The organism is Bradyrhizobium sp. USDA 3364, from assembly GCF_054056355.1.
Genome location: NZ_JBSRYG010000002.1, coordinates 6,832,399 through 6,853,276, shown reverse-complemented (window position 1 = coordinate 6,853,276; position 20,878 = coordinate 6,832,399). Strand labels below are relative to the sequence as shown.

The 20,878-nt window shown below is 64.7% G+C and carries 24 protein-coding genes; 11 read left to right on the top strand and 13 right to left on the bottom strand.

The window, feature by feature from the left end; genetic code table 11:
• Position 1: 1 nt before the first annotated feature.
• From ACVILL_RS32045 to ACVILL_RS32035, 3 genes are all read right to left on the bottom strand, one after another.
• Entirely contained in the window at positions 2-1,642 is a 1,641-nt protein-coding gene (locus tag ACVILL_RS32045; RefSeq protein ID WP_456732715.1) for an acyl-CoA synthetase, read from the bottom strand.
• A gap of 209 nt (positions 1,643-1,851) precedes the next feature.
• Entirely contained in the window at positions 1,852-2,253 is a 402-nt protein-coding gene (locus ACVILL_RS32040) for an SPW repeat protein (RefSeq protein ID WP_456732714.1), read from the bottom strand.
• Positions 2,254-2,430: 177 nt separating this feature from the next.
• On the bottom strand, positions 2,431-3,375 hold the full coding sequence (locus ACVILL_RS32035; protein WP_456732713.1) for a tetratricopeptide repeat protein: 945 nt from the start codon (positions 3,373-3,375) through the stop codon (positions 2,431-2,433).
• A 100-nt stretch (positions 3,376-3,475) separates the two neighbouring features.
• On the opposite strand from ACVILL_RS32035, the gene ACVILL_RS32030 reads away from it, so the two are divergent.
• Complete coding sequence (locus ACVILL_RS32030) at positions 3,476-3,748, top strand: GNAT family N-acetyltransferase (protein WP_456732712.1); 273 nt, start codon at positions 3,476-3,478, stop codon at positions 3,746-3,748.
• Positions 3,749-3,823: 75 nt separating this feature from the next.
• Here ACVILL_RS32030 and ACVILL_RS32025 read toward each other — a convergent pair whose 3' ends face one another.
• Positions 3,824-4,615, bottom strand: a complete 792-nt coding sequence (locus ACVILL_RS32025) for a fumarylacetoacetate hydrolase family protein (protein ID WP_456732711.1) — start codon at positions 4,613-4,615, stop codon at positions 3,824-3,826.
• A gap of 102 nt (positions 4,616-4,717) precedes the next feature.
• Entirely contained in the window at positions 4,718-5,131 is a 414-nt protein-coding gene (locus tag ACVILL_RS32020; protein WP_456732710.1) for a DUF3597 domain-containing protein, read from the bottom strand.
• Positions 5,132-5,419: 288 nt separating this feature from the next.
• On the opposite strand from ACVILL_RS32020, the gene ACVILL_RS32015 reads away from it, so the two are divergent.
• The 4 genes from ACVILL_RS32015 to ACVILL_RS32000 all read left to right on the top strand — a co-directional run bounded on the left by ACVILL_RS32015 (position 5,420) and on the right by ACVILL_RS32000 (position 7,867).
• Entirely contained in the window at positions 5,420-6,331 is a 912-nt protein-coding gene (locus ACVILL_RS32015; RefSeq protein WP_456732709.1) for a DUF2189 domain-containing protein, read from the top strand.
• A gap of 233 nt (positions 6,332-6,564) precedes the next feature.
• Positions 6,565-7,380 carry a lytic murein transglycosylase gene (locus tag ACVILL_RS32010; RefSeq protein WP_456732708.1) on the top strand — a complete coding sequence of 272 codons (816 nt, stop codon included), beginning with the start codon at positions 6,565-6,567 and terminating at the stop codon, positions 7,378-7,380.
• 161 nt (positions 7,381-7,541) lie between these two features.
• Complete coding sequence (locus ACVILL_RS32005; RefSeq protein WP_456732707.1) at positions 7,542-7,754, top strand: hypothetical protein; 213 nt, start codon at positions 7,542-7,544, stop codon at positions 7,752-7,754.
• A complete protein-coding gene (locus ACVILL_RS32000; protein WP_456732706.1) occupies positions 7,751-7,867 on the top strand; it encodes a helix-turn-helix domain-containing protein in 117 nt (38 codons plus the stop codon). The genes ACVILL_RS32005 and ACVILL_RS32000 overlap by 4 nt, the downstream gene beginning before the upstream one ends.
• A 226-nt stretch (positions 7,868-8,093) precedes the next feature.
• Here ACVILL_RS32000 and ACVILL_RS31995 read toward each other — a convergent pair whose 3' ends face one another.
• Complete coding sequence (locus tag ACVILL_RS31995) at positions 8,094-8,378, bottom strand: hypothetical protein (RefSeq protein WP_456732705.1); 285 nt, start codon at positions 8,376-8,378, stop codon at positions 8,094-8,096.
• A 733-nt stretch (positions 8,379-9,111) separates the two neighbouring features.
• Between ACVILL_RS31995 and ACVILL_RS31990 the strand changes: the two genes are divergently transcribed.
• From ACVILL_RS31990 to ACVILL_RS31975, 4 genes are all read left to right on the top strand, one after another.
• On the top strand, positions 9,112-9,264 hold the full coding sequence (locus ACVILL_RS31990) for a DUF1127 domain-containing protein (protein ID WP_016846063.1): 153 nt from the start codon (positions 9,112-9,114) through the stop codon (positions 9,262-9,264).
• 109 nt (positions 9,265-9,373) lie between these two features.
• The gene (gene trmFO / locus ACVILL_RS31985) at positions 9,374-10,807 is read left to right on the top strand and encodes a methylenetetrahydrofolate--tRNA-(uracil(54)-C(5))-methyltransferase (FADH(2)-oxidizing) TrmFO (RefSeq protein ID WP_456732704.1); all 1,434 of its coding nucleotides are present in this window, start codon (positions 9,374-9,376) and stop codon (positions 10,805-10,807) included.
• 5 nt (positions 10,808-10,812) lie between these two features.
• Positions 10,813-11,916 (top strand): serine/threonine protein kinase, encoded by a 1,104-nt coding sequence (locus ACVILL_RS31980; protein WP_456732703.1) that lies wholly within the window; start codon positions 10,813-10,815, stop codon positions 11,914-11,916.
• Positions 11,917-12,006: 90 nt separating this feature from the next.
• Entirely contained in the window at positions 12,007-12,291 is a 285-nt protein-coding gene (locus ACVILL_RS31975) for a DUF1488 family protein (RefSeq protein WP_456732702.1), read from the top strand.
• A 23-nt stretch (positions 12,292-12,314) separates the two neighbouring features.
• Here the strand turns inward: ACVILL_RS31975 and ACVILL_RS31970 are convergent, their stop codons facing one another.
• From ACVILL_RS31970 to yajC, 5 genes are read right to left on the bottom strand one after another with little or no spacing between them, the layout of a single operon-like run.
• On the bottom strand, positions 12,315-13,178 hold the full coding sequence (locus tag ACVILL_RS31970; protein WP_456732701.1) for a phytoene/squalene synthase family protein: 864 nt from the start codon (positions 13,176-13,178) through the stop codon (positions 12,315-12,317).
• The gene (locus ACVILL_RS31965; protein ID WP_456732700.1) at positions 13,175-13,558 is read right to left on the bottom strand and encodes an Mth938-like domain-containing protein; all 384 of its coding nucleotides are present in this window, start codon (positions 13,556-13,558) and stop codon (positions 13,175-13,177) included. Before ACVILL_RS31965 ends, ACVILL_RS31970 begins: the two co-directional genes overlap by 4 nt.
• Positions 13,559-13,564: 6 nt before the next feature.
• Positions 13,565-14,596: a protein translocase subunit SecF gene (gene secF / locus ACVILL_RS31960; protein WP_456732699.1), complete on the bottom strand. Its 1,032-nt coding sequence runs from the start codon at positions 14,594-14,596 to the stop codon at positions 13,565-13,567.
• 10 nt (positions 14,597-14,606) lie between these two features.
• Positions 14,607-16,211 carry a protein translocase subunit SecD gene (secD, locus tag ACVILL_RS31955; RefSeq protein WP_456732698.1) on the bottom strand — a complete coding sequence of 535 codons (1,605 nt, stop codon included), beginning with the start codon at positions 16,209-16,211 and terminating at the stop codon, positions 14,607-14,609.
• Positions 16,212-16,249: 38 nt separating this feature from the next.
• Positions 16,250-16,606, bottom strand: coding sequence for a preprotein translocase subunit YajC (yajC, locus tag ACVILL_RS31950; protein WP_050630551.1), 357 nt, complete (start codon positions 16,604-16,606; stop codon positions 16,250-16,252).
• Between the two features lie 190 nt (positions 16,607-16,796).
• Here yajC and ACVILL_RS31945 point away from each other — a divergent pair, with 190 nt between their 5' ends.
• Positions 16,797-17,780, top strand: a complete 984-nt coding sequence (locus tag ACVILL_RS31945) for an ATP-binding protein (RefSeq protein WP_456732697.1) — start codon at positions 16,797-16,799, stop codon at positions 17,778-17,780.
• A gap of 100 nt (positions 17,781-17,880) precedes the next feature.
• Here ACVILL_RS31945 and ACVILL_RS31940 read toward each other — a convergent pair whose 3' ends face one another.
• A complete protein-coding gene (locus ACVILL_RS31940) occupies positions 17,881-19,257 on the bottom strand; it encodes a peptidoglycan DD-metalloendopeptidase family protein (RefSeq protein ID WP_456732696.1) in 1,377 nt (458 codons plus the stop codon).
• A 110-nt stretch (positions 19,258-19,367) separates the two neighbouring features.
• On the bottom strand, positions 19,368-20,024 hold the full coding sequence (locus ACVILL_RS31935; protein WP_456732695.1) for a protein-L-isoaspartate(D-aspartate) O-methyltransferase: 657 nt from the start codon (positions 20,022-20,024) through the stop codon (positions 19,368-19,370).
• Positions 20,025-20,399: 375 nt separating this feature from the next.
• Between ACVILL_RS31935 and ACVILL_RS31930 the strand changes: the two genes are divergently transcribed.
• A complete protein-coding gene (locus ACVILL_RS31930; protein WP_456732694.1) occupies positions 20,400-20,777 on the top strand; it encodes a response regulator in 378 nt (125 codons plus the stop codon).
• Positions 20,778-20,878: the final 101 nt, after the last annotated feature.

The window sequence follows — 20,878 nt, the reverse complement described above, 5'->3', positions numbered from 1 at the left end:
CTCACGCGCCCGGCGATTTGGCGATCACCTCGAGCAGCCCGCGCGCCTCGAGTTCGTCGCGGATCAACCGCTTCGGCACCTTGCCGTAGCCGGACTTCGGCAGCGCCTCCCAGAAGAAGAAGCGCTTCGGCATCTTGTAGCGCGGCACTTTTGGCGCGAGGTATGCCGCAAGCTCGGCTTCGGCAACCGCCGCGGTGCCCTCGCGCGCGACGCAGACGGCGACACCCACCTCGCCCCAGAACGGATCGGGCACGCCGAGCACCGCGACCTCGCCGACCGCGGGATGCGTCAACAGCTTCTCCTCGATCTCGCGCGGATAGATGTTGGAGCCGCCCGAGATGTACATATCGGAGGCGCGGCCGGTGATGTAGACAAAGCCCTCCTCGTCCATGTGGCCGAGGTCGCCGGTGCGGAACCAGCCGTCGCGAAACGCCTTCGCATTGGCGTCGGGGTTGTCGTAATAGCCCGCGAACACGCCGGGCCCGATCACGCAGATCTCGCCGGTCTCGTGCGCCTTCAGCTCACGGCCGTCGTCGCCCTGGATCGAGACCTGCATGCCGGTGCGCTCAAACCCGCAGGTGCCGATCCGCGCATGCGGCCCGTCCTCGGGATCGTGCAGGCCGGGCGGCAGCACGGTGATGTTGCCGGTCACCTCGCCGAGGCCGAAATACTGCACGAGCACACCGCCGAGCTTGTGCAGCGCCGCCTTCTGATCCTCGCGATACATCGGCGCGCCGGCATAGATGATGTAGCGCAGCGAGGAATGATCGTGCTGGTCGGCGGCGGGATGCTCGACCATCATCTTCAGGATGGTCGGCACCGTGAACATATTGCTGACGCGGTGCCTTGCGATCAGGCGAAATGCCTCGGCGATATCGAACTTCTCCGACGGCAGCAGGATGGTCGCCACGCCGCGCGCGGTCTGCACCAATTGATGCACGCCGGCGCCATGCGACAGCGGCGCCACCACCAGCGAGGCGTCGTCTTCTGTGGTCCCGGGCATCAGGTCGGCGAGATGGTTGGTGATCACGAAGGCCATCTGGCCGTGGGTCAGCACCGCGGCCTTGGAGCGGCCGGTGGTGCCGGAGGTGAAGAAGAACCAGCAGGGATCGTCGTACTCGACGGCAACGTTCTCGACCACAGCGCTCGCATGCCTGGCAATGACGTCGCCGACGGTCGCCTCGCCGAAGGTCCCCTCTTCACCGATCCGCCAGACGAATTCGAGCGCAGGATTGGCGGCCGCCTTGGCGTGCTCGGGGAAGTCGGCGTGACACAGAAACGCCTTGGCGCCAGAGGCTGCCGCCAGATAGGCGACCTCGTCCGGCATCAGGCGGAAATTGGTCGGCACCCAGACCGCGCCGAGCCGGAACGCCGCGAACATCGACCAGAACATCTCGTCGCAGTTCTTGGAATGCACCAGGATGCGGTCGCCCTTGACGACGCCGCGGGCGGCCAGCGCCGCCGCCAGCGCCGAGACGTTCTGGTCGATATGGCGCCAGGACCAGGCCTTCTCGTTCCAGATGAAGCCGGGACGATCGCCGTGGCGGCGGGCGTTCTGGGTCAGGATGTGGGCGAGGTTCATCACCCGGCGCGACACCCGCGCGATCCCGCCGCGCGGCGCGGTCCCAGCCGACCCGCTCATTGCCGCCCCGCCGATACGCACAACAGACAGGGCATGGTCAGGACGGTCATCGGGTGTTTCCTCGGTCAGAACCGGGCGTCTTCAAGCGCCGCAAGGGATGGTGCTGTCCGGTTTATCGCCAAGCAGCGCGCCTCGGCAAGGCCTGCCGCCCGCGGCACGAAGATACCGCGTGCCGACGGCAACCAATCCGTTGCTTTCCGCCCAGACCGCTACTGCGGATGCTTGGCGAGGTCCTGCTCGCTCAGGTTCCAGTCCTGCCAGAGCTGCAACGCGCCGATCAGGGCAACCAGCGCGCCGAGCAGGATGTGCCAGAGCTGCAGCGTCTTGTCTTCCGAATAGCCGAAGATGTTGGGCGACGCGATCAGCCAGAGGCCGAGCAGAATGCTGGCCACCTCCTCCCAGCGATGCAGCGCGACATATTCGAGCTGGGCGAGACCCAGCACCAGCATGCCGACCACGAAGCTGTTGAGCACCAGATGGCTGCGCTCGACATCGACGACGTCGCTGACCTGCATGGGGAACCAGGGCGAGACCATGATCAGCACGCCGAGCAGCATGCCGAGCCAGTCCTCCCAGGAGCGGTGTGTGCCGAAGAGACGATTGTCCGACATGACGAACCTCCTTGCGACAAGGGGCATACGTCAGCGGCCGGTCCCATCCTCCGTACCAGACGACCACCGGGCCGCATCAGGGGCGTATGTCTGCCATCAAGCCTAATCGAATTGCATCCGCCCGCAAGGCCGATCCGCGTGTGTGCGATGCGGCAGAAGCGCCGGCCGCCGCCTACGTCACCGTGCACCGTCGAGACGCGCCAGCGCCTCCTTGGCGGTCTTTAGATCGGGCCGCAGCTCGAGCGCCTTGCGGAAGTCGGCCGCCGCGCCCTTCTTGTCGCCGAGCCGCAGCTTGGCCTGGCCACGGTTGTTCCAGGAATAGACGTCCGCGGGATCGTATTGCAGGGCCTTGTCGTAATCGGCGAGCCCGCCCTTGTTATCGCCCTGAAACAGCCGGATCATGCCGCGGTTGCGCCAGCCGCGCGCGTCGGTCGGCGCCATCTTCGCCGCCTCGCCGTAGTCGGCGGCGGCGCGATCAAGCTGCTCGGCATCGCGGTAGACGTTGCCGCGGTTGATGTAGGCGAGCACGTTGGGATCGAGCTTGATCTCGGTGGTGAAGTCGGCGATCGCATGCGCCGCGTCATGCTTGCGGTAGTAGACGAAGCCGCGATTGCCATAGGCCGTGGAGAGCTGCGGGTTGTATTGGATGGCGAGGCTGAGATCGGCCAGTGCGCGGTCGAGATCGCCCTTGTTGAGCCAGGCGTCGCCGCGGTTGTTGTAGGCCATCGCAAAGCCGGGATCGATGCGGATCGCCTCGTCATAGTCGGCGATGGCATGATCGAAATCATTCTTGAAGGCATAGACGCGGCCGCGATTGGTATAGGCGCAGGGAAACGCGGGATTGAGCCTGATGGCCTCGTTGAGGTCGGCGAGCGCGGCGTCAAGCTCGCGCTTTTCGGTCAGTCCATGGCCGCGGTTGCAATAAGCCCCGGCCAGCCGCTTGCCGGTCTCGGTCTTGCCGTCGATTACCACCGTGCAGGCACGCACGCGGTCGCTGGGCGCCGTCGTCCGGCCGATGCAGGTCTGCCGGCTCGGATCGTCGGCGGCCGCCGCTTGCGGAGGATTAGCCAGCGTCAGGGCGCCGCCGATCAATGCGGCGGTCAGGCAGGCCAAAATGCGCATATCAACAATCCACAAATGCCAATATGCGGGTTGGTCGCGGCTTTGCGCCGGCGGGTTCACGCGCTTAGATCAGGGCAAGTGATTCAACCGGGATTTTGCCATGGCCGCCGTCCGCGACAACAGGGACCAAAACCGCTTCGAGCTCGACACCGAGGGCGGCACAGCCTTTGCGAATTACCGGCGGACGCCCTCGGCCGTAATCATCACCCATACCGAGACACCGCGTGCCCTGCGCGGCCGCGGCATCGCATCGGAGCTGGTCAAGGGTGCGCTGGAACTGATCCGCGCCGACGACCACAAGGTGATCGCCGGCTGCGGCTTCGTGGTGGACTACCTCAACAAGCATCCGGAATACGCGGATCTTGCTGCCTAGAGCATGATCCGGAAAAGTGCGAAGCGGGTTTTCCGAAGAGATCGTGCTCATCGCGCTTGAGCGCCCTGCCCGTCGTCAGACGATCTTGATCGACATGTCGGGCAAGCCCTCGAGCTTGCACAGCAGCACGTCGCCCTTGACGACCGGGCCGACATTCTCCGGCGTGCCGGAATAGATGATGTCGCCGGCCTTCAGCTCGAAGGCCTCGGAGAGCTTGGCGATCTGCTCGGCGACGCTCCAGATCATGTTCTTCAGGTCCGAACTCTGCCGCACCGTGCCGTTGACCGCGAGCGAGATCGCGCCCTGCGTGAAATGGCCGGTCTTGGTTGCGGGATGGATCGGCCCGAGCACCGCCGCGTGGTCAAAACTCTTGCCGATCTCCCACGGCTTCTTCTCCGCCGCCATGCCGTTCTGCAGATCACGCCGCGTCATGTCGAGACCGAGCGCGTAGCCGTAGACGTGATCGAGCGCCTTGTCGGCGGGAATGTTGGTGCCGCCGGATTTCAGCGCGGCGACCAGCTCGACCTCGTGGTGGTAGTTCTTGGTCAGCGACGGATAGGGATGATCGGCGACCGTGCCGATCGCGACGTTCTGGATCGCGTCGGTCGGCTTCTGGAAAAAGAACGGCGGCTCGCGGGTCGGATCGGAGCCGCGCTCGAGCGCATGCGCCGCGTAGTTGCGGCCGATGCAATAGATGCGGCGGACCTGGAACACCTCGGTGGCGCCGACGATCGGGATCGTGACGGGTGGGACCGGAAACATCGCCTTCGGCGCGGTCTCGGCATGGGCCGGCACGGATTGCGCGGCGGCGCCGGCCAGTGCGAGGGCGCCGGTCGCAAGCATGGTCCGGCGATCGAGATCAGTCATGAGCGTTCTCCTTCTTGTTCGCCGATCTATAGATGTTCGCCGTCCCAGAAAAAAGGGCCCGCGCTGGCGCGGGCCCTGGCCGTGTGCGGGATGAAGATCCCGTCAGTGCTTGATGTCTGCCGGCAGCACGCCGCCATTGGCCGCGAGCTTGGTCATCACCTGCTTGTGCAGCCAGATGTTCATGCTGGCGGAGTCGTTGGTGTCGCCGCTGTAGCCGAGCTCCTTGGCGAGCTCCTTGCGGGCCGACAGGCTGGAGTCGATGTCGAGCGCCTTCATCAGGTCGACGATCGAGGTCCGCCACTCGAGCTTCTCGCCCTTGGCGGCAACCGCCTTGTCGAGGATCGGGGCGACGTCGACCGACTGCGCGGGCGCCGCACCGGCGGGCACGGCGGCAGGAGACGGCGATGCGCTGCCGGATCCACCGGCGGGAGCTGCGCTGGTGGCCGTTCCGCCGGCGGGCGTTGCGCTGGCGCTGCTACCGAAGATCGCGCCCATGATTTTTCCGAAAATGCTCATCGTTCGCTCCCAAGAGAGTTGAGATGTGAAGGCCAGACGGCGCTGGGACGGCTGACCGAGGTCGCAGTTCAAGTCTATCGCCCCCTCCATAGCTTGCCAATGCGACATTCACTTAAGCGTGAGTGCTTTTGGCGCGGTTTGGGAGTAGCCTCACTGCACAGTTCGCGACACGGCCAGTTCCCTGCTCTGTCTTTCGCGTCTGGCTTGCTCGTGATCGCTTCGAGAGGCGGTACGTTTGTGCCCGCGTGCCGGGCGCAGAATGCGCCCGCCCAGAGGGAGACAACGACCATGGCCACACCAATCCAAGGCAATGTCACATCGATGACGCAGAGCGGACAAGGCACCGCGTCTGCGCCCGTTATCCGCACCATCGCCCTGTCCAATCTGCATCATGCGCTGCAACTCGGCTGGGAAGACTTCAAGGCGGTGCCGAGCCACGCAATCGTCCTGTGTCTGATCTACCCGGTGCTCGGCCTCGTGCTCGCGCGCCTCGTGCACGGCTACACTGTGCTGCCCCTGCTGTTTCCGCTCGCCGCGGGCTTTGCCCTGCTCGGCCCGTTTGCCGCCATCGGCCTCTACGAGATGAGCCGCCGCCGCGAGGACGGCGGAGAAGCATCCGCATGGGATGCCCTGGAGGTATTCCGCTCGCCGTCATTCGGCGCGATGCTTGGGGTCGGAACGCTCTTGTTCGCGCTGTTCGTGACCTGGATCGCCACCGCGCAGGCAATCTACACGGCGGTGTTCGGCTATGAGACCGCGGCCAACATTCCGGATTTTGCCGAGCGCGTGCTGACCACCCAGCAAGGCTGGTGGCTGATCGTGGTCGGCTGCGGCGTCGGCTTCCTGTTCGCGCTCGTCGCGCTTTGCATCAGCGTGGTCGCCTTCCCCATGATGCTCGATCGCCAGGCAACCGCGGGCGAAGCCATGGTGACGTCGATGCGCGCGGTCGCGCAGAACCCGGTGCCGATGGCCGCCTGGGGCCTGATCGTCGCGGGGCTGCTGGTGCTCGGTACGATCCCGTTCTTCCTCGGGCTTGCCGTGGTGATCCCGCTGCTCGGTCACGCCACCTGGCATCTCTATCGCGAGGTCATCGTCAAGGATCCGAACGCACGGCCGGTGATCCCCGAGCCGCGTGAGCGCAAGCCCGCCGCCGATTTCCCCGCCAATCTGTTTCCGTGGCGGCGCAGCGACCGCGGATGAGCGCCCGCTGAATCTGACCTCGTAAACGTCATGGCAACCGCCGGCCGATATGCTCGGTCGGCGGTTTGTCGTCGCGGACCGTCAAATGGATGTGAAGTTGGCGTGGCATTTGCAGCGCTGCCTGAGATAAACGGCTCGACCACGAGCCTTGTTTTGGCCGCTGTTGCCGCGAACATACCCGCCGCCTTTCGCGACCAATCGAAGACATCGCAGCCTCCGGAGTGGATTGCCCTATGACCTCTCGATTTTACTTTCGCGCGCTTGCTATCGGCGCGTGGCTCGTGACCTCGACCGCCTCGGCACTGGCCGCCCAATGCGGCACGGGCACGTTCGAGTCATGGCTCGACGATTTCAAGAAGGAGGCTGCGTCGAAGGGCATTTCGCAGAACGCGATCCAGGCCGGATTGAACGGCGTCGCGCAGGACAAGGCGATCCTGGCGCGCGACCATTCGCAGCAAGTGTTCAGCCAGACATTCGAGCAGTTCTCGGGCCGCATGGTGCCGCCTCGCCTCAATCGCGGCTCCGACATGATGAAGCGCTATGGCTCGGTGCTGTCGCGAATCGAGGAGGCCTACGGCGTGCCCGGCGAAATCCTGGTCGCGATCTGGGGGCTGGAGACCGATTTCGGCGTCAACACCGGCAAGTTTCCGACGATACGCTCGCTGGCAACGCTGGCCTATGATTGCCGTCGGTCCGACATGTTCAAGGCCGAGTTGATGGATGCGCTGCGCATCGTCGAGCGCGGCGATCTCGCGCCGCAGGAGATGCGTGGCGCCTGGGCCGGCGAGATCGGCCAGACCCAGTTCATGCCGTCGTCCTACATCAAGTTCGCGGTCGATTTCGACGGCAACGGCAAGCGCGATCTCCTGCACAACGTGCCTGACGTGCTGGCGTCGACGGCGAATTTCCTGAAGAGCTATGGCTGGAAGCGGGGCAAGGGCTGGGAGCCCGGCAGCGAGAATTTTACGGTGATCCAGCAATGGAACAAGAGCGAGGTGTACGCCAAGACGATCGGCTACTTCGCCACCCAGCTCGCCAAGGCGCCATAAGGCATTGGGCGCTCCGCAGGCGCCCTCTTGCCGTTCAGGATCGCCGACCAGCCAGCGGCGAACCGCGGATGGAGCATACGTAGGGCGCTTTGACAGAGCCGAGTCATTGGCTGCAAGCCCTGCGTCGTGTGCGTTTGTTGCCGCCGAACCGGGGCGCCTTGTTGAACGAGACGCGGCAATTCGGCGACGCATGGTGCGACAGCCTGAGTTTTCCGATGACCTCGTCGGCCGACGACGTTGCACTTTCCCGGTTTTCCCTGGAAGATTTTGCCGAGCAGAACCGTATGGCCGCATGGCGTGATCTGTACGGTCGGCTGGTGCTGAAGGCCGACCTCGATTGCTCGTCAATCCGCGCTACGCCGATCGGCCTGTGAGCGCGGTCGCCTTTGAGGTTGGTTTCGGCGACCTGTCCTATCTCAATCGCGCCTTTCGCCGGCACTACGGAGCGGCCCCTCGGACGTTCGTGAATTGGCGCGACGAGGACTGATCATCGGCACTTCATCCGGAACACGCGAAGGGCATGCGATCGGGGCGCTCTCGCGGGACATGCCGGCTGCCACCGGAATAGGACGATTGCATCGAGCGTTTGATCGCGGGCGACAAAGCTTGATCGCGAACAACAGTTCCTGATTCAATCCGGGCCGATTACGCTCCGGCCAAATCAAAGGGCCGATTGCCCCAGGCAATCGGCCCTTGTCGTCTTGATCAAAAGCTTACTTCGCCATGCTGGCTTCTGCTGCCCTGCCGAGGTGCGCGCCGCATTCGCCCCACTTGTTGTTCAGCATCGCGTCCTGGGCGAGCGAGACTTCCTTCTCCGCCGCGAATTTGACTTCGTTGTCAGCCATGGCTTCGACGGCGGCTTCGGTCTTGCCGAGATTGGCACCGTTGCAGCCCATGCCGGCTTGATGGCGATGAGCGGCCTGTGCCGGAGCGACAGCGAAAGCAACCGCAGCCACGGCGGCTGCGGCGATGAATGTTTTAATCATGGGATGATCCATCTCTTGTTCTTGGACAGATGCCAGCGTGATTGCGGAATCTGCAGAACAATTATTCGCTGTTCCCGGCACCGTTCAGAATGAACTTCACGCGATACGAATGTGATCGGCGCTGCGCGCGGATCGCGCATGCGTTGCATAATGTTTTGATTACCAGGCCGTAAGGAAGCGCCGCCGCAATAGCTCTGCTTCGATTGTTCACTTCAACCGAAATGGATTTCCGATAAACGGCAGAGCGTTCCACGCGACCTGCTGCTCACGACGGAAATCCCGCAGGCGGCAGGGCCGAATTACCTTCTTCGTCAATGCGACTGATTGACGCCATGCCAAATGACGGCTGGCGACCGCCGCATGATGAATATATATTCATTCTAATGTCAGTTGTTTGCATGCGAATCGCGCATGGAACACATCGATGTGATCCTCCCTGCAGGTCAGCTCCCGAGCTTGAAAAAGCGGTCCGTAATTACCACATGAGGTGAGCGGAAAGATCCGACGAAATCCTTTTAACCAACTGATCTCAAGAAGTTTTTTGTTCAATATTCGGGATCGGCGCAACTTCCGCCTACCGGCCGGTTCCCCATGCGCCAAACGGTTAATCGAAACTTACCGCCGCCATGCATTTTTGGCTTAGCTGCATCGCAACATCGGAACTACCGCACTGCACTATATCATCTATATTCACTTCAACGATGAGGCTTTGGAAAAGCTGAATCTGAACTACTAGGAGACTACCATGTTGCTCTCGCTCATCCGCATGATCCAGGCTTTCCGGGATTATCAGCGCAATGTCAGCGAACTGTCCCAGCTCAGCGATCGCGAACTGGCCGATATCGGCCTCGACCGCTCGGACATTCCGCGCGTTGCCGCCGGTACCTACAACGGCTAATCGGCCGCAAGCCATCTGATGACGGATAACGCCCGCTTCCACAGCGGGCGTTATCGTTTGTGGTGCGGTTTCAGATGCATGTGGTCTCGAAACGCGCTAACGCTGCGCGATGACACCGCATCAATCCTCTTCCCAACCCGTGCACATCGTGGGCGCGGGGCTCGCCGGCTCGGAGGCCGCCTGGCAGGTCGCCAATTCCGGCGTCCGCGCCGTCCTGCACGAAATGCGCCCGCAACGGATGACCGAGGCGCACCGGACCGACGGCTGCGCCGAGCTGGTCTGCTCGAACTCATTCCGCTCCGACGACGCGGCCAACAACGCCGTCGGGCTGCTGCACGCCGAGATGCGGCGGCTGGGCTCGCTCATCATGCGCTCGGCCGATGCCAACCAGGTGCCCGCCGGCGGCGCGCTCGCCGTCGACCGCGACGGCTTTTCCGCCGCCGTCACCAAGGCGCTCAACGAGCATCCGCTGATCGAGATCAGCCGCGAGGAAGTCGCAGGCTTGCCGCCGGCCGACTGGAGCAACGTCATCGTCGCAACCGGTCCCCTCACCTCGGCACCGCTCGCCGACGCCATCAGGCAGCTGACCGACGAGAACGCGCTGGCCTTCTTCGATGCGATCGCGCCAATCGTGCACAAGGATTCCATCGACATGTCGGTGGCCTGGTTTCAGTCGCGCTACGACAAGGTCGGCCCAGGCGGTACCGGCGCCGACTACATCAACTGCCCGATGACCAGGGAGCAATATGACGCCTTCGTCACGGCGCTGCTCGACGGCGAGAAGGTCGACTTCAAGGATTGGGAGACCAACACGCCGTATTTCGACGGCTGCCTGCCGGTCGAGGTGATGGCCGAGCGCGGTCCCGAGACGCTGCGTCACGGGCCGATGAAGCCGGTGGGGCTGACCAATCCGCACAATCCGACGGTCAAGCCATATGCGATCGTCCAGCTGCGGCAGGACAACAAGCTCGGCACGCTCTACAACATCGTCGGCTTCCAGACCAAGCTGAAGCATGGCGCGCAACAGCGCGTATTCCGCACCATCCCGGGCCTCGAGAACGCGGAGTTCGCCCGCCTCGGCGGCCTGCATCGCAACACCTTCCTGAACTCGCCAAAGCTGCTCGACGCCCAGTTGCGCCTGCGCGCACAGCCGCGGCTGCGCTTCGCCGGACAGATGACGGGCTGCGAGGGCTACGTCGAGTCGGCCAGCGTCGGCCTGATTGCCGGCCTCTGCGCCGCCGCCGACATGCGCGGCGCTGCGCTGACGCCGCCGCCGGCCACCACCGCGCTCGGCGCGCTGCTCGGCCACATCACCGGCGGCCATATCGAAACCATCGAGGCCGGGTCGCGCTCGTTCCAGCCGATGAACGTCAATTTCGGCCTGTTCCCGCCGCTGGCGAGTGCGCCGACCAAGAAGCCGGACGGCTCGCGGCTGCGCGGCAACGAGAAGACCGTCGCCAAGAAGCAGGCGATCAGCGCCCGGGCGCTCGCCGACCTCGACCACTGGATCGCAGAACATCTGCGCGTTGCGGCAGCGGCCTGACAGTCATGAGCTTGCCGAAAGAGGACGACGCCACCTTGTCGGCGCGATGGAGCCAGGGCGTGCTGCTCAAGCGCGACGTGTTCTCGACCGTCGAGCGCGGCCGCTTCCGTGCCGACGACGGCGAGGTCGACGGCGTGCTGCGCCGGCTCGATCAGGTGCCGTTCTGGTCGTTCGCCCTCGCGCTGCACCTGTTCTCGCGCGAACGCCGCGCGCTCACCCTGGCGCGCGACCTCGACGTCGGGCCAAAACTGTTGTGGGCCGGCCGGCGCGCATTGGTGCGCGGCTTCATCGACGGGGCTGCGCTGCATCTGGCGAAGCCGCATGGCGACGTCGCCTATTTCCGCTCCGCCAAGGCGGCGTTGCGCAAGCTGCATCGCGCCGGCATCTGCCACAACGACCTCGCCAAGGAACAGAACTGGCTGGTCGGCCGCGACGGCCGCGCCTACCTCACCGACTTCCAGCTCGCCGCCTGCTTCAAGACCCGCAGCCGGCTGTTCCGCATCGCGGCCTATGAGGATCTGCGGCATCTCTTGAAGCACAAGCGCAGCTACGCGCCCGAGGCGCTGACGCCGATGGAGCGCAAGGTGCTCGCGAAAAAGTCCGCGGCCGCCAGCATCTGGCTCAAGACCGGCAAGAAGGTCTATCAGGCGATCACGCGCGGCATCTTCAATTTCACCGACCGCGAGGGCGGCGGCCGCCGGCTGGTCAACGACGCGCCGGTGCTGATCGATTTGATCCGCAGGAATCCGGACGTGCGCGACACCGCGATCGTCGCCTTCGCCGACCGCCGCGTCGGCGTCGGACTCTACGCCTTCGTCGAGGCGGACCGGTCCACGCTGGAAAGGACGCTGCGCAGCGAACTTGCCGCAGCCAAGGGCGTCAAGCCGCCCGAACACATCCAGATCGTGCACGCATTGCCGCGCGATGCGACCGGCAAGCCGCGCACGGAAATCCTGCAGCTCGTCGCCATGAACCAGATCGACCTGATTGAGCCGATGATGCGCAGCGACGCCGATCGCGAGTTCCTCAAGGACATCCTCGAACAACGCAAGAATCTGCGCGATCGCTTCAATTTTGAAGTGGCCGAGATGGATCGGCCGGCGGGCTAGATCACGCGCCGTCGCCGATGCGGGGCCTCTCGACAAACGCGTCCCGAAACCCCACTGTTTGGGGACTAGCGCGCTCAAGGGACAAGCTTAATGCCACTCACCCGTGGCCGTATCGGGGGATATGATTCCGAACGACTGGCGTTCGGATTCACCATGATGAACGGCGATCAGGAAGTTGAATGCCAGATCAGCGACGCCGCAATGGACGAGCTGGCCGGCACGCGCGGAACGGCGAGCATGGCGCGGCAGGCGCAATTCATCGCGCTGCGCGACGCGGTCGAACAGATTGCATCCGACATTTATGACAGCGGCCCGATGGTCAAGGGCGTAACGGTCCGGATCTTCACCAAGCACATCGCCAAGGAACCGAGCTGAGGAACAGTGCTGAGAGACCAGCTCTAGCTGCCGAACTCTTCCGTGCGCGCGGCGCGCCACAACGTCCAGAGCGTGCGCAGGCGTGACACCGGCTTCGGCAGGAACGGATCGTTGTCGACCCGCTTCGCCCGCTTCAGCTCGCGCCTGACGTGGGCGAGCGGCAGGAAGATCGGCCTCACGCCGGATGGCACGTCCGCAAGCAGCCCGAACGCGGTCTTGAGATGGGCCTGGGCCTCGTCCGCAAGCCGATCGACCGCAGCACGGAGCTTCGGCGTTACCTTGCCGGCGAAAACCTCCTCCTTGCTGCTGCCGTGCTGCTGAAGCAGCTGTAGCGGCAGAAACAGCTGCTGCCGCGCGGCATCGCGGCCCAGCGTCGCGATCACATGCGCCATGCCCTGGGCGAGGCCGGCATGACGGGCCAGATGATCGATCGCCTCCGAGGGCCGCGCCACCACGCGCGTGGCCTGCGAGAACAGCGCCGACACCGTGGCGTCGAGATAACCCTCGAGTGCGGCAAGCGTGGGCATCGGGTCGTTGTAGAGATCGAACTGGTGCTCCTCGACCAGCCGCGAGAATGGCGAGACCGGCAGGCGGTGATTGCGGATCGCATAGAGCAATTCCGCCGCGACCGGATTGCCCTCGACGCCGCCGTGTCCGGCGCCCGCCAGCATGTCGGTCCACCATTGCAGCCGCATCTCGCCGGGCAGCGGCTGGCTGACCTGCTCGTGCACGCGCGAGACCTCGATGTTGAAGGCGTAGATCGCGAGCAGCGCCCGCCGCTCCGGCCCCGGCAGGAACAAGGTCGAGGCGTAGCGCACGAAGTCATGGCTCCGCACCAGGTCGGCGCAGAACGCCGCGCCGTCCTTCGGCGCCTCCGCCGCGCTCATGGCACCGCGATCAGCGCCGCGGCGACGCGCCGCCGCTCGCCCAGCATGATGTTGTAGGTACGGATCGCGGGGCCGGTCTGCATCGGGTCGAGCACCACCCGCACCGCGCGCAAGGCCTCGCGCAAGGCCTTTGGCGGGACCCAGACCTCGGTGCCGCTGCCGACGATCAGCGTGTCGATCGCATTGGCGGCCGCGAACACCTTCTGCAGCGAGCATTCGTCGATCTCGTCCGGCCTGGTGACCGGCCAGGCCCAGATCGAGTCAGGCAGGCACAGCAGCGAGCCGCGATGCGACATATCGGCAAACGCGAAGCCGCCCTTGCCGTAAGCCTCGATCGGCGCCGACCTCGGAAGATGGGGAGCGTCCGAGGAGTTGCTCATGACCCGCTACTTCTTGGCTGCCGCCGCGTCCGGCTTCTTGGCCGGCGACGTGTCCTGCGCCTCGCCCCGCGTGGTGTGCACGCCGAGATAGATCAGGATCGGCGCCGCGATGAAGATCGAGGTGTAGGTGCCGACCAGCACCACGCCGAACATCATCACGGCGGTGAAGCTGTGGATCGCCTGGCCGCCGAACAGCAGCAGCGCGAGCAGCGCCAAGGTCACGGTGACGTGGGTGATGATCGAACGCGACAGCGTCGAGTTGATCGATTCGTTCAGGAGCTGCGGCATCGGCATCTTCTTGTAGCGCCGCAGCATCTCGCGGATGCGGTCGTAGATCACGACGGTGTCGTTCAGCGAATAGCCGAGAATGGTCAGCAGCGCCGCGATGCTGGTGAGGTCGAAGTCGACCTGGGTGATCGACATGAAGCCGATCGTCAGCACGATGTCGTGGACGTTGGCGATCATGGCGCCGAGCGCGAACTGCCACTCGAAGCGGAACCAGAGATAGATCAGGATGCCGACGATCGCGAGCATCAGGCCGAGCATGCCGAACGCCAGCAGTTCGCCGGAGACCCGCGGTCCCACCACTTCGACGCGGCGGTAGTCGACGGATTCGCCGAGCGCGCCGCGCACTTTCGTCACCGCGTCCTGTTGCGCCTGGTCGCCGCCGGGTTGCTCGGCGACGCGGATCAGGACTTCGGCCGGACCGCCGAACTGCTGCAACTGAACCTCGCCGAGGCCAAGGCCGTTCAAGGTCGTGCGCATCGCGGCAATGTCGGCCGTACTGGACTTGGATCGCACCTCAAGCAGCGTGCCGCCCTTGAAGTCGATGCCGAAATTCAGGCCGTGGGTGAAGAACAGCGTGATCGCGAAGATCGAGAGCAGCGCCGAGATCGGGAAACTGATGCGGCGAAATCGCGTGAAGTCGAAATGCGTATCGTCCGGCACGATGCGCAGCGACGGCAGCAGGCCGAGCGCTGCGACCACGGTCAGCACGGCGATCAGGATGCCAAGGCCAATGAGAACGGTATGAGTCACGAGAGGCCTCTCAGATCGGCACGGTTTGCGGCCGCTTCCACCGCACCCATGCCGCGACGATCAGGCGCGTCAGGGTAAAGGCGGTGAACACCGTGGTGATGATGCCGATGCCGAGCGTCACGGCAAAGCCGCGAACCGGCCCGGTGCCGATGTAGAACAGCACGGCGGCGGCGATGAAGGTGGTGATGTTGGAGTCGAGGATGGTCGCCAGCGCCCGCTTGAAGCCGGCATCGATCGCCGAGATCGCGTTGCGGCCGCCGCGCAATTCCTCGCGGATGCGCTCATAGATCAGCACGTTGGAGTCGACCGCGATGCCGACCGTCAGCACGATTCCGGCGATGCCGGGCAGCGTCAGCGTGGCATTGAGCAGCGACAAGAGCCCAAAAATCATCGCGACGTTGATGGCGACCGCGATGTTGGCGAACACGCCGAACAGCCGGTAGGTCAGCAGCATGAACACGATGACCAGGATCGAGCCGACATAGGCCGCGAGCTCGCCCTTCTCGATCGAATCCTGCCCGAGCCCGGGACCGACGGTGCGCTCCTCGACCACGGTCAGCGGCGCCGGCAGCGCGCCGGCGCGCATCAGGATCGCCAGATCGTTGGCCGACTGCACGGTGAAGCTGCCGGAGATCTGGCCCTGTCCGCCGGTGATCGGCTCACGAATGACGGGTGCCGAGATCACCTTGTTGTCGAGCACGATCGCAAACGGCTGGCCGACATTGTCGGCGGTCGCCTGCGCGAATTTGCGCGCGCCTGACGTGTTGAATTTGAAGCTGACGATCGCCTCGCCGGTACGCTGGTCAAAGCCGGGTTGAGCATCGGAGAGCTCGCCTCCGGAAACCAGGACCTGCTTCTTGACGACGTACGGAACCGGCGGCGGCGACGCGCTCATCAGCAGTTCGGAGTCCGGCGGCACCCGGCCCTGCTGGGCCTGGTCAGGCGACACCGACGTGTCGACCATGCGGAATTCCATCTTCGCGGTCTTGCCGAGCAGCTCCTTCAGATGGGTCGGGTCCTGCAGGCCCGGCACCTGCACCAGGATGCGGTCGGTGCCCTGGCGCTGGATCACCGGCTCGACAGTGCCGAGCTCGTTGACGCGGCGCTCGACGATCTGGATCGACTGCTCGATGGTCTTGCGCATCCGCTCGACCATCGCAGGCTGCGACACGGTCAGGCGGATCAGGCCGCCGCCCGCGTCGGTCACGTCGACATCGCGCTGGCCGCTGGAGCCGAGCAGACCGCCGATCGGCTGCGCGACTTCCCGCAGCTTGGCCAGCGCCGCCGGAACATCGCTTTCCTTCGTGATCCGGGCCTCGACGGCGTCGTTGCGGATCTGCACGCCGCCGGTGAACTGGATCTTGGCGTCACGCAGCGCCTTGCGAGCATCGTCGCGAACCTGTTCGAGCTTCTCCTTTTTCACATAGTTGGCGTCGACCTCGAGCAACAGATACGAGCCGCCCTGCAAATCGAGGCCGAGCACGAGACGTCGCTGCGCCCAGGCCGGCCAGGTCTTCACCTGCGCTTCGGGGAAGAAATTGGGCACGGCGCACAGGCAGACCACCAGCGCTATCAGGATGATCCCCAGCGCTCGCCACCGCGTGAAATACAACATCGAACTGACCTGTCAGATTCCGAAAGGCGCCGCGGCGATCAGCTCGCGGACGCCTCGTCCTTGGCGTCGCCCTTCGCCGGCTCACCCTTGGTCCGCACGCCCGAAATCATCTGCCGCATCTGGCGCACGCGCACACCGTCCGAGATTTCAAACTCAATCTGATCGTCGTCGACCACCTTGGTCACCTTGCCGACGAGGCCGCCCGAGGTCACCACGGTGTCGCCGCGGCGGATGTTCTTCACGAGATCCGCATGATCGCGCACCTTCTTCTGCTGCGGGCGCAGAATCAGGAAGTACATGATGACGAAGATCAGTGCGAATGGCAGCAGCGACATCAACATGCTGCTGGTGTCACCACTTGCTCCGGCCTGAGCAAACGCAGGAGTAATCAGCATTCGGACGATCCTCGGATAAGACGGGAAAGAACCGGCAGCGCCCTCGGATTCGGGGCGGTATGGCGGTCCGGACAAATTCGCGCGGACTATAGCGGCCGCGGTCCCAATTGCAACGTTAACGGACCTTCATTTAGGGCGCTTGCGGGACCGCCGCCAGCCCGATAAGGCTGCGCCGTCAGGAACTGGACAAATGCCGAAAAAAGCCAAGAAAACCACTGGTAAAACCACCAGCAAAACCGCCCCCAAAGCTGCCGCCAGGCGAGCCGCAAACGCCGCGACAAAACGCCCGGTAATGACGCTCGACGGCGCGGCCGCCGAGCGGATCGCGAACGCCCTGGAGGCCATTGCCGGCCGCCTCGCCGACGCCTCCCCCGCCTCCGATCCGGCCGCGACGTTCGGCGCCGCGGACGCCTTTGTCTGGCATCCGGACGGACGCCTCGTCCCGGTGCCGCGCGTCAGCCGCGTCGAGATCGGCCTGCTCAAGGGCGTCGACCGGATGCGCGACATCCTGATGGAGAATACCGAGCGCTTCGCCGACGGCCTGCCCGCCAACAATGCGCTGCTCTGGGGCGCGCGCGGCATGGGCAAGTCGTCGCTGGTCAAGGCCACCCACGCCAGCATCAACCTCGACCGCAAGCCGGTCGACCGGCTCAAGCTGATCGAGATCCACCGCGAGGACATCGAGAGCCTGCCCGGCCTGATGGAGCTGCTGCGCAGCTCCGCCTTCCGCTTCATCGTGTTCTGCGACGATCTCTCCTTCGACGGCAACGATGCCTCGTACAAATCGCTGAAGGCCGTGCTGGAAGGCGGTATCGAGGGACGCCCCGACAACGTCATCCTCTACGCGACCTCGAACCGGCGGCACCTGCTGGCGCGCGAGATGATCGAGAACGAGCGCTCGACCGCGATCAATCCCGGCGAAGCGGTCGAGGAGAAGGTGTCGCTGTCGGACCGCTTCGGCCTCTGGCTCGGCTTCCACCGTTGCAGTCAGGACGAGTACCTCGCGATGGTGAAGGGCTATTGCGACCATTACGGCATCAAGATCGACGACGACGACCTCGAGCGCGAGGCGCTCGAATGGTCGACCACCCGCGGCTCGCGCTCGGGCCGCGTCGCCTGGCAGTACACCCAGGAGCTCGCCGGCCGGCTCGGCGTGCGGCTGAGCGGGAAGTAATCGTCGTCGCAATCGTCAAAACAAAACGGGGGAGGCTTGCGTCTCCCCCGCTGTCTTTGTTGTGAGACTTGGAAGTCCCTTGGAAGTCCGGACGCGTAACTTACGCGCCGTTGAGGAACTGGAGCGGATCGACCGGGGACGATCCCTTGCGAATTTCGAAGTGGAGCTGCGGCGAGCCCGCCTCGCCTGACTGGCCCGACTTGGCAATCACCTGGCCGCGCTTGATGGTGTCGCCGCGCTTCACGAGAATTTCGCTCGCATGGGCGTAGGCGGTGACGTAGCCGTTGGAATGGCGCACCAGCACGAGATTGCCGTAGCCCTTCAGCTCATTGCCCGAATAGGCGACGACGCCATCTTCGGCTGCCTTCACCGGCGTGCCTTCGGGCACCGCGACGTTGATGCCGTCATTGACCTTGCCGTTGGTCTTCGAGCCGTAGGCGGTGATGACCTTGCCGCGCACCGGCCAGCGGAAGGTCGGCAGCGCACTGGTGGTCTCGGCCGGCTTGGCGGCCGGTGTCTCCGCGACCGCTGCCGGCTGTTCGACGCTGGCGGTCGGCTGGACCAGCCGGGCACTCTGCTGCGGCAGCGCGCTGGCGACGACCTTCGGGGCCGCCACGGCCGGTGCCGGTGCCACGGTGGCGACCGGCGCAGCAGCAACGGGTTGCGCGACAGGCGCGGGAGCCGCCATGGCAGTCTTGGCACCGGGCACGACCAGCTTCATGCCGAGGCTGAGCCGGGCCGACTGGTCGAGATTGTTGGCGCGTGCGAGCTCGGCCACCGGGATGTGGTGCTGGCGCGCGATGCTGTGCAGCGTGTCGCCGCGATTGACGTAGTGGACGCCGGCGGGCGCGGCGGCCATGGCGACGGGCCGCGTGGCAGGTGCTGCCATCGCCGGCGCCGCGGCGACGGCTCCCGGACGCGGAATGATCAGCTGCTGGCCCGGCGACAGGGCCCGCGGCCCCTTGTAGCCGTTGGCGCGCAGGATCTCGGCCGACGAGACGTTGTAGCGGCGCGCCAGCACTTCCAGCGTGTCGCTGGTGCCGACGATGATGGTGGTGCCGCTGTGCCCGGCATGGGCTGCCGCAACCGAATGCGGAACGGTGCCGGTGGCTTCGATCTGCGGGCGCGCGGGCGGCGGTGTGTAGGACGAAACCCCGCGCCCTCCCCCGGAGACGCCGGCATTGGCGACCGGATAGGACTGCGGCGCCGCGACCGGCGGCGGCAACGGCTGCGACTGGTACTGCGAATACTGCGGCTGGGTTCGCGGCCGCGCATATTGCGGCAGCTCGCGCGGCGGCTGTTGCTGCACCGTGCCGGTCGGCTGCGGGTCAAACGCAAACGGATTTTGCGAGTAGGAGCTTTGCGAGAAGCGCGACGACATGTCGGCGCTGCAACCGGCAAAAGCCATGGACATCAGCGTCAGCACCGCAACCTGCGGTACGCGACGCGAGCGAAGCAACTCAACAACCCCAGACATGGTTACTCACTCGTACGCAACAAAAGACTGTTTTGAGTAAACACGTCGCGAGTAAATAACCGCTTAACCCTGCGAATAAGGCGTTGGTGCCAAGCAGCAAATCGCCAAATCTACAATTCGCGCGCGATTCCGGGCAGCGCCGGCACAAAGCGGACGTCGACCAATTCCTTGCGGTCGAAGCCGTTCTCCGTCCGTACCATGCGGACCAGGGTCTGGGTGCCCTGATGCGGCCCGACCGGGGCGATCAGGATCCCGCCGGGATCGAGCCGCTCCAGCAGCCTTTCCGGGATCTGCTCCATCGCCGCGGTGACGATGATGCGGTCGAAGTCGCCGGCGCCCGCCGGGATGTCGAAGCCGTCGCCGAGCAGCACCTCGATATTGTAATAACCGAGCTTTTCGAGGCGCTTGCGGGCACTATCGGCCAGCGTACGGTAGCGCTCGATGGTCAGGACCTGCTTGCACAGGCGGGACAGGACGGCCGCCTGGTAGCCCGAGCCGGTGCCGATCTCGAGCACCCGATGGTTCTTCTGCAGCTGCAGCTGCTCGGTCATGTAGGCCACGACGAAAGGCTGGCTGATGGTCTGCCCGCAGGCGATCGCAAGCGCACTGTCGCGATAGGCCTCGTTGCGATCGCGCGGATCGACGAACACCTCGCGGGGCACCTCCTCCATGGTGCGCAACACGGCCTGATCGCTCACCCCTCGCCGACGCAGCGTGAGCTGAAACATCATCTTCTCGGTCGGATCTGGGTTCACGGCCATGTTCATCAGCGTCTCTTGGACAGCAGCGCGCAATCTTGCTCAGCTTGATGCCATTGAAATCCGAAATACCGCGTTAAGGAAAAATTTCCCGTCACTTTTTGTTCCTGCCCAGGAACCGGCACACCGATTTCGTGTTGGTGCCGGCCCCGTAGCTTCCCATATAATCGACCGCGAAGCGCGGCTAACGCCCAAGTGGAGCGGACCAGGCGCTCTGGTTGAGCCGTCACGCGCCGGGTTCTGGACGAATCCCGCGCAACTTGTCAGTTAGGCGGCGCGGCGAACAGCGGTTGCGCGCTGGAAACGGACCAATTCCCAAACGTTTGCGTTGCGCCTTGTAATGTTATTTGCGAGCCTATTTCAGGGACGGGCAAGGATTCCATCATGACAGCGATACGGCCGGCGGGCTGTTCAGTTTTCCTCGTGGAGGACGAGGTCATGATCCGGATGATGGTTGCCGATATGCTGGAGGAACTCGGCCACAGTGTCGCGGCCGAGGCCGGCGAGATCGGCGAAGCGGTCAAGCTCGCGCAATCGTCCGAATTCGACCTCGCGATCCTCGACGTCAACGTCAACGGCAAGGTGATCACCCCGGTCGCGGAGCTGATCAACGCCCGCAACCGCCCCTTCATCTTCGCGACCGGCTACGGCTCGTCCGGACTGCCGCCGGAATATCGCGACCGGCCCGCCCTGCAAAAGCCCTTCCAGCTGGAGACACTGGCCCAGATGATCTCGAGCGCGATGAAGAGCGCGCCGGTCTGATCATTTGCCGGACGCGTAGCCCGGATGAAGCGCAGCGCAATCCGGGAAATCATCCATGCATTGAGAGCGGCCCCGGATTTCGCTTCGCTCCATCCGGGCTA